Consider the following 7229-nt stretch of genomic DNA (forward strand, 5'->3'; position numbering starts at 1 on the left):
TTTCTACTTCGGTCAAACGGGTTTCTAGTGGGAAAGTAGGGCAGGCTGTAGCTTTACTGGCTGTGGGATGGGGTCAAATTACTAGTTAGAGGAAATTTTGTGAATTGGAAAGCTGTTGCGCGTTACGCGATCGGAACAAGTCATCAAAACCAGGGGATACGTTGTCAAGATTATGGGGATTATCGCATCTTTAATGATGTAATTATAGGCGCTGTTGCCGATGGTGCTGGTAGTGCCAAATATTCTGATATTGGTTCTAAGTTGGCGGTAGAAACGGTACTCAAATGCTTTTCTGATATTAGTGAATCTCCTCAGAAGCAAGAAGAATTAGAGGAAGATTTTTCTCAACCACTGTCCAAAAAAGAAGTTCATAAACTGTTTGCTAAGATTCTGGAAATAGCTCTTGAAAAGTTACATAATCAAGCAGCCCAAGGAAATTATTCTGTCAATGATTTAGCTTGTACGTTGTTGGTTTTTGTGGCGACTCCTGACTGGATTGCAGGTATGCAAATCGGGGATGGATTTATTGTGGTGCGTTCCCAAGAGTCAGAATATCAACTGTTGTTTCAGCCAGATAAAGGTGAGTTCATCAATGAAACAACTTTTATCACCTCAACAAATGCAGTAAAAGAAATGCAGGTAGAGATTATTTTACAAAAACAAGAGTTTATTTGTGCTTCCACTGATGGACTGGAAAAAGTAGCAATTCGCTTGAGCGACTGGAAACCTTTCTCACCTTTCTTTAAACCTTTCGAGGAATACTTGCATGATACTGTTAATCCAGAGAAAGAAGATAAATATCTAATAGATTTTCTCAACTCTGAGCGGCTAAATTCTCGCACTGACGATGATAAAACCTTACTTTTGTGTCTTTGGGAAAGAAAGTAAAATTCCATGACGCTTCTCATCTGTGGTAGTACTAGTGAACCAATTACTCTCTTGGGTGAACCGATAGCTAATAGCGGTGAAGGTAAAGTTTGGCGAACTAATCACAATGGTTACTTAGCTAAAATTTACCATTCGCCTACACTTGAACGGGTACAAAAGTTAGCGGTGATGATAGTGCACTCACTCACCTACAGAGCCAAATTTCCACCTCAATCATATTTCTTTTGCTTGGCCTAAATCGTCGCTGAAAAATACTCAGGGTGATTGTGTGGGCTTTTTGATACCAGAAATTAAGGGAGCAAAAGAACTTATTGATGTATATAATCCCAGCAAAAGAAAGGCTTTGAAACTTGATGTTGATTGGCGTTTTCTCCACACAACGGCGCTGAATATCGCCTCAATTATTGAAGCAATTCACATTTCTGGCTATGTTTTGGGTGACATCAAGTAGCAAAATATTCTTGTTAGCGATCGCGCCTTACCTTCAATTATTGATACTGATTCCTTTCAGGTTCGGAATCCGGTAAATGGCAAAATTTATCGTTGTCCAGTTGGTTCACTAGATTATACACCACCGGAACTGATTGATAAAGATTTTTCTAACATTGATCAATCGGAAGTACATGATCGCTTCCGGTTAGCAGTCATTATCTATCAGTTGTTGTTTGGTGGTCAAACTCTTTTTAAGGGAAAGTGGATAGGTGCGGGGGAAACTCCAGAAACTAATGAACTTATCCGTCAGGGTTTATGGCTGTATGCACCAAACAGTTTGATTCAACCTGTAGAAAGGACAATTCCGCTTGAGATTGTTCACCCAGAGGTTCAGCGATGATTAAATGCCAGAACATTGAGACTATGAGTACACAGTACCAACTCCCGGAGCAACAGATAGAGGTAGTCGCCGTCTAATTACTGGGCAAAATGCCGAACTTTATTATACTGTTGATCACTACAATAGCTTTCAAGAAGTCATCTACTAGTCGTAATAAGTAAGGTAGAATATATGAGTGAATTTCTAAATATTTCGTCAATAGATATAAAACAAGGCATACGTGAAGCAGTGGAACAAATAGCCGCAGAACCAGGAACTAAAGTTTTTTATCTTGATGGTAAAAAAATTAATAGCAAAGAAACATTTTTAAGTAAAGCTGCTGAAGCAATGCAATTTCCTACATACTTTGGTGCTAACTGGGATGCTTTTGATGAATGTATCACCGATTTAACATGGTGTCCGGCTGAGAGATATGTAATATTGTATGACAATGCTGATATATTTGCTCAAGCTAAACCAACACAGTACCAAATAGCATTAGATATTTTAAATTCAGCCAAAGAACATTGGGAGGCTAATAATATTACTCTGAAGTTTTTAACTATAAACAAATAGGTCAATTGAGCCTTGAGACAAATTAAGATATAGTCCAATCTTCTAAACTAAAATTAGGCACTTTTTCAAAATCTTTCTGGTTGCGGGTTGCTAAAATCTCATTCACTGACAGCGTAATTGCCGCAATGCGTAAATCTTGTGTGCCAATGCGGATTTTTTGACGAATCAAGTCTTTGTAATAATTGATAGCATAATCGTTAAATCCTAGCGATCGCACATTTTTGAAAAACTCTAAAGTAAATCGTAAGGGCACAACAATGTTGTGCCCTTACCTGTGCACTTCATTTACCTGAAAAACGCTGTAACTTAGGTGCAGTTTTAGTAGGGGAAGTTGTCACAGATAAATTCATCAGATTTTTTACCTGAAGCTTTGATATCGAGCATAGCTCTCAAAGCTGAGGAATTTTCACAATCAAGAAATGCAAGCTATATGCTGAAGCCTGAGTATTCTCCAGTGCAGAAAACTGAGCAATTTAGCCTGCTAGATTGAAATTTCATAAAAGGATACCTAAGTTTTCCCAGCTTAGATATCCAATAGCAACATAACCTACATAAATAGATTGTTAACTATAGTCTAATTCTAATTTGTGTTTTTAATATACTTCTTAAGTTAGTTTTTCAATTCATACTTTAGTAGGAAAAAAAGTATATAAAAATTAACTGAATTTTGAAAGTATATACGTAAACTACAGCTAATTGCCAGTAACGCATATATGTGCGCTTATACTTTATTCAGCAGGTGCGTTACACAGCATTAACGCACCCTAATTTATAGTTTCTAGGAGAAGCTAGCAATGCTAGACTTTTCTAAACTCGCTACTAATTTTACTCCAAATTCTTCCTCAAACACTCCTTTTTTATAATCTAAACTCCAGAGTTCTAAGGCACAATCATCATCAGGTTGAGATGGAAAAATTAGCAGATTACACTGCCTCAATTGTGGATAATACTCACATTGCACTTGGGCGATCGCACCAATTTGTCGTCTATCCAATGCCACTGCCAATCTTAGAATTGCACTCAATTGACTGACCATTTGTCGCTGATGTTTAGTCAGCAAACTCTGGTAATTTTCATGTTTTTTCTTGGGCGGTGATTTGCGATGATAACGCGCTAAATTGGCAATGATTTCAATCTCGGTTTCTGTATAACCGAGTAATTCACCATTGCGAATTAGATAGTAAGAGTGTTTGTGGTGAGACGAATGACTCACATAATGACCGCAATTGTGTAATATTGCAGCTGCCCACAGCAGTTGTCGCTCGTCAGATCCCCAATGGTGTAGGGTACCTTGAGTTTGGTCAAATAAACTCTGGGCAAATGTTGCGACGCGATCGCTGTATTCTAAATTGACGTGGTATTTATTAGCGAGTTTTAGAACATTGCGTTCCCGAACTGAACTTTGGTAGCGCAGCTTATCTTCAATTAAACCGTGGGTTAGCATCCAGTCTACGATTACGCCTTCCCTCAGAGAACGCTCACAAACCGTGACTGACTCACTACCCAAAAGGGTCATTGTTTCCTGTAATATTACTGCACCAGCGAGTATAACTTCAGGGCGCTTATCTGGCATACCGGGAATTGCAGCTTTTTCTAAGTTACTCAGTTTCCGGAAGCGATTTACCAACTCTCGCAAGTCTTTAAGACTGAACTGGTAACCATTTAAAGTGGAAGGAATAACACCCGACTTTTCTCGTGCATGAATCATCGCTAGGGTTTCAATTGTGCCAGATGTACCCACCAAACGCGGAGATTCTCCAAGTTCGAGGTTTGCTAGTACCTCATCCACAGAACGTTCTAACATCCCGCGTGCATAGGCTTGCAGATGGTGAAACTCAGTGTTGCTGATCGGATCAGTGGTGATTAATTCGCTAGTGAGTCGCACTGCACCGACTTTGGTACTGGTGAGAGTACGCGCTTGGTGACTATCACCCAAAATTAATTCTGTGGAACCACCGCCAATATCAACAATCATGTGGGGCTGGTTGTGAAATTCCATCCCCGACAGCACGCCAAGGTAGATTCGTCGCGCTTCTTCTTGACCAGAAATCAAGTCAACGCTTAAACCCAATTCTGTTTCTACTTTGTGCAAAAAATCTTTCCCATTGGGGGCTTCCCGTACAGCACTAGTTGCCACCGCAATGATTGTTTCAGCGTTGATAGTTTTGGCAACTTCTTGGAAGCGTCCTAAAGCAGCGATCGCCTTTTTAATTATCTCCGGTTTGAGTTCCCCAGTAGTAAGATTGCGATCGCCAAGTCTGACGGTTTCTTTTTCTCTGGCGATAATGCTGAAAGCTGGTAGTGTGGGGTCAATCTTCACTACTACCATATGTAGAGAATTTGTCCCCAGGTCAATGGCAGCAATAATCCGGTCTTGCTTAGTTGGTTGAGTCGGAACACTCTCCCAGCTAGCCGAAGCAACTAAATTCAGCATCTAGTTTTCTCTCTTTATAAGAAATGGCAAACGGTGATATGTCGGGGTAGCTGGCACTGATATTTGTTGCAACACACTTGCTGAAACTGAGTACTGAGTGCTGGGTACTGAGTTAATTAAAAAATACTCAGCACTTTTCATCTTTGGTCGGGGGTAACTCAGCTAAGTATATTCACCCTACTGCTTCTAACCGTAGTGACTATTTAAAAATATTTTAAGTTGCCACTTGGGGTTATGTTTTTACAAATAACAAATAACGTTATTCTCTAGATGTAAAGATGTGTAAATTAAGAAGAAAAATCAGTAATAACCTGTTACCTGCTTGATTGATGCCGTATTGTTGGCATAATTAGGCGAATGGAGGCATGTTTTTACAAATATCAAATAACGTTATTCTATAGATGTAAAGATGTGTAAATTCATCTATCTAAAGTTATTTGTTGATTTCTATGTTAACGACGCCAGAACGCCCCCAGCAACCAGTTTGGCTTGTAATTATCCGGCTTTTACGCTGGCATAAACCAGAAGGACGGTTAATTTTAATGATTCCTGCCCTTTGGGCTGTATTTTTGGCAGCTTCTGGGAAACCGCCTTTACCTCTGGTTGCTGTGATTGTATTGGGTACTCTGGCCACGAGTGCGGCTGGGTGTGTTGTCAATGATTTGTGGGATCGGGATATTGATCCCCAAGTGGAGAGAACACGCGATCGCCCCCTCGCTTCTCGCGCCCTGTCTGTGAAAGTTGGGATTGTAGTTGCGATCGTATCGTTAGCATGTGCAGCAGTCCTGGCCTTTTATCTTAACCCCCTGAGTTTCTGGTTATGTGTGGCAGCAGTGCCTGTAATTCTGCTTTATCCAGGTGCAAAGCGGGTGTTTCCTGTACCGCAACTGGTGCTTTCCATCGCTTGGGGTTTTGGGGTATTGATTAGCTGGAGTGCAGTCACACAAACTATCTCCCAACCAACTTGGTTACTTTGGGGCGCGACTGTACTGTGGACATTGGGATTTGATACTGTTTATGCTATGAGCGACATGGAAGACGATCGCCGCATTGGTATTAATTCTAGCGCTCTATTTTTTGGGAATTATGCCCCTCTAGCTATTGGAATTTTCTTTGCTGGCACAATCTTGTTATTGGCTTGGTTAGGTGTATTCATACATCTGCACTTAGCCTTCTGGATTAGCCTTGCAATTGCTACAATCGGATGGGTTTGGCAGTCTCTGCGATTAAGACAGGGAGACTTACCTAATCCTGTTTATGGTAAAATGTTCCGGCAAAATGTGTGGATTGGTTTTATTTTACTTGTTGGGATGATTGCTGGATCTTTTTAATAAGTAAAAAGAAAAATCCCATAACTTTTATTATGGGATTTTAAATTGGAGTGTACTCCTAAGTCGAAGCGACTGCGCGTCTATGAGTTAGAGAAAAAATATTTATGAGTTTTTGTATGGGTATATTCTTTGATTGGTTTAGTCCCTTATTTCAGTATCTGCGTAGTTGGACAGCAATAGGTCTGCTATGTTTGGTTGTCACCTGGTCATTTCCTGCACAAGCTGCTACCCGCATTGATCCGCAGTTGGAACAGCAAGTTTTACAAATTATCCGGGAACATCCAGAGGTACTTATTGAGTCTGTCCAAGCCTATCAGCAGCAACAACAACAGAAAGTAAAACAAGTACAGCAAGCATTTTTACAGGATTTAAAGACGAATCCTCAAACAGTGATTGGTGAGTCTCCCACCACAGGTTCAACTCAATCAAAAATTCTGCTTGTAGAATTTTCAGATTTTCAATGTCCCTACTGTGCTGAAGCGCATAAAACATTGAAAGAATTATTAGCAAAGTATCCAGATAAAGTAAGATTAGTTTACAAGAATTTACCGCTGATTTCAATTCATGCTGAAGCATTGCCAGCTGCGACAGCGGCTTGGGCGGCATATCAACAGGGCAAATTTTGGGAATATCATGATGCGCTATTTACTAATCAAAAGCAACTTGGTAAGGTGATATATTTAGATATTGCTAAAAAACTGAATCTGGATTTAGGTAAATTTAAACGCGACCTGACTCTTGCCACTCCCGCAATTACAAAAGATATCCAGCTAGCTGAGAAATTGGGTGTTCCTGGCACACCTTTCTTTGTAATTAATAGTCCAACTTTTTCAGGAGTGGTGCAGCTAGAAGAGATCAAAAGCATATTGGCTAATGCTAAGTAAATTGATGTATTTTCAAATGGGTTAACGTCGATAATATAGGACTACTATCAATACTGCGTAGGTTTTGCCTAAAAAATAACTTCAATGTCGATTGGGTTGAGGAACGTAGCAAGATCCCGCAGGGTAACCCAACATCTTCATGGCTTTGTTAGGTTTTACGACTTTTAACCCAACTGACAAATCTTCTTAACCGAGCAGTATTGGGACTACTATCCCTCTTCTGTCACTTTCCGGAATAAGCAAGTAGTAAATAAGCTAAATCATCCAGAAGCATAACAGGGTTTAAATTGATTCATGGCAGCAAT

General features: G+C 40.0%; 9 protein-coding genes and 1 pseudogene. 8 read left to right on the plus strand and 2 right to left on the minus strand.

Going from position 1 to position 7229, the window contains the following annotated elements; translation table 11 throughout:
• Nucleotides 1-99: 99 nt before the first annotated feature.
• The 6 genes and pseudogenes from V7K48_RS32740 (at nt 100) to V7K48_RS32765 (ending at nt 2275) form a co-directional block, all read left to right on the plus strand.
• Nucleotides 100-888 carry a PP2C family serine/threonine-protein phosphatase gene (locus tag V7K48_RS32740; RefSeq protein WP_335079163.1) on the plus strand — a complete coding sequence of 263 codons (789 nt, stop codon included), beginning with the start codon at nt 100-102 and terminating at the stop codon, nt 886-888.
• A 6-nt stretch (nt 889-894) separates the two neighbouring features.
• Nucleotides 895-1125 carry a hypothetical protein gene (locus V7K48_RS32745; protein WP_335079166.1) on the plus strand — a complete coding sequence of 77 codons (231 nt, stop codon included), beginning with the start codon at nt 895-897 and terminating at the stop codon, nt 1123-1125.
• A 31-nt stretch (nt 1126-1156) separates the two neighbouring features.
• Entirely contained in the window at nt 1157-1339 is a 183-nt protein-coding gene (locus V7K48_RS32750; RefSeq protein ID WP_335079167.1) for a hypothetical protein, read from the plus strand.
• A 207-nt stretch (nt 1340-1546) separates the two neighbouring features.
• The gene (locus V7K48_RS32755) at nt 1547-1720 is read left to right on the plus strand and encodes a hypothetical protein (RefSeq protein WP_335079169.1); all 174 of its coding nucleotides are present in this window, start codon (nt 1547-1549) and stop codon (nt 1718-1720) included.
• A gap of 34 nt (nt 1721-1754) precedes the next feature.
• Nucleotides 1755-1868 (plus strand): annotated as a pseudogene (locus V7K48_RS32760) (ribonuclease domain-containing protein); the annotation flags it as partial.
• 23 nt (nt 1869-1891) lie between these two features.
• Entirely contained in the window at nt 1892-2275 is a 384-nt protein-coding gene (locus V7K48_RS32765; protein WP_335079171.1) for a barstar family protein, read from the plus strand.
• Between the two features lie 22 nt (nt 2276-2297).
• Here V7K48_RS32765 and V7K48_RS32770 read toward each other — a convergent pair whose 3' ends face one another.
• Together V7K48_RS32770 and V7K48_RS32775 are read right to left on the minus strand one after the other, a co-directional pair.
• The gene (locus V7K48_RS32770) at nt 2298-2528 is read right to left on the minus strand and encodes a type II toxin-antitoxin system VapC family toxin (RefSeq protein WP_335079173.1); all 231 of its coding nucleotides are present in this window, start codon (nt 2526-2528) and stop codon (nt 2298-2300) included.
• Nucleotides 2529-3053: 525 nt separating this feature from the next.
• Nucleotides 3054-4709: a Ppx/GppA phosphatase family protein gene (locus tag V7K48_RS32775; RefSeq protein WP_335079175.1), complete on the minus strand. Its 1656-nt coding sequence runs from the start codon at nt 4707-4709 to the stop codon at nt 3054-3056.
• 449 nt (nt 4710-5158) lie between these two features.
• Here V7K48_RS32775 and V7K48_RS32780 point away from each other — a divergent pair, with 449 nt between their 5' ends.
• Both V7K48_RS32780 and V7K48_RS32785 read left to right on the plus strand, forming a co-directional pair.
• Nucleotides 5159-6040 (plus strand): 4-hydroxybenzoate solanesyltransferase, encoded by an 882-nt coding sequence (locus V7K48_RS32780; RefSeq protein WP_335079178.1) that lies wholly within the window; start codon nt 5159-5161, stop codon nt 6038-6040.
• Between the two features lie 104 nt (nt 6041-6144).
• Nucleotides 6145-6924 carry a DsbA family protein gene (locus V7K48_RS32785; protein WP_335079180.1) on the plus strand — a complete coding sequence of 260 codons (780 nt, stop codon included), beginning with the start codon at nt 6145-6147 and terminating at the stop codon, nt 6922-6924.
• Nucleotides 6925-7229 lie beyond the last annotated feature (305 nt).

The organism is Nostoc sp., from assembly GCF_036919615.1.
Taxonomy (GTDB): Bacteria; Cyanobacteriota; Cyanobacteriia; order Cyanobacteriales; family Nostocaceae; genus Nostoc.

Coding starts and splice junctions, on each gene's coding strand:
- V7K48_RS32745 (WP_335079166.1), top strand. CDS start 895: ATGACGCTTCTCATCTGTGGTAGTACTAGTGAACCAATTACTCTCTTG.
- V7K48_RS32765 (WP_335079171.1), top strand. CDS start 1,892: ATGAGTGAATTTCTAAATATTTCGTCAATAGATATAAAACAAGGCATA.
- V7K48_RS32775 (WP_335079175.1), bottom strand. CDS start 4,709: ATGCTGAATTTAGTTGCTTCGGCTAGCTGGGAGAGTGTTCCGACTCAA.
- V7K48_RS32780 (WP_335079178.1), top strand. CDS start 5,159: ATGTTAACGACGCCAGAACGCCCCCAGCAACCAGTTTGGCTTGTAATT.
- V7K48_RS32785 (WP_335079180.1), top strand. CDS start 6,145: ATGAGTTTTTGTATGGGTATATTCTTTGATTGGTTTAGTCCCTTATTT.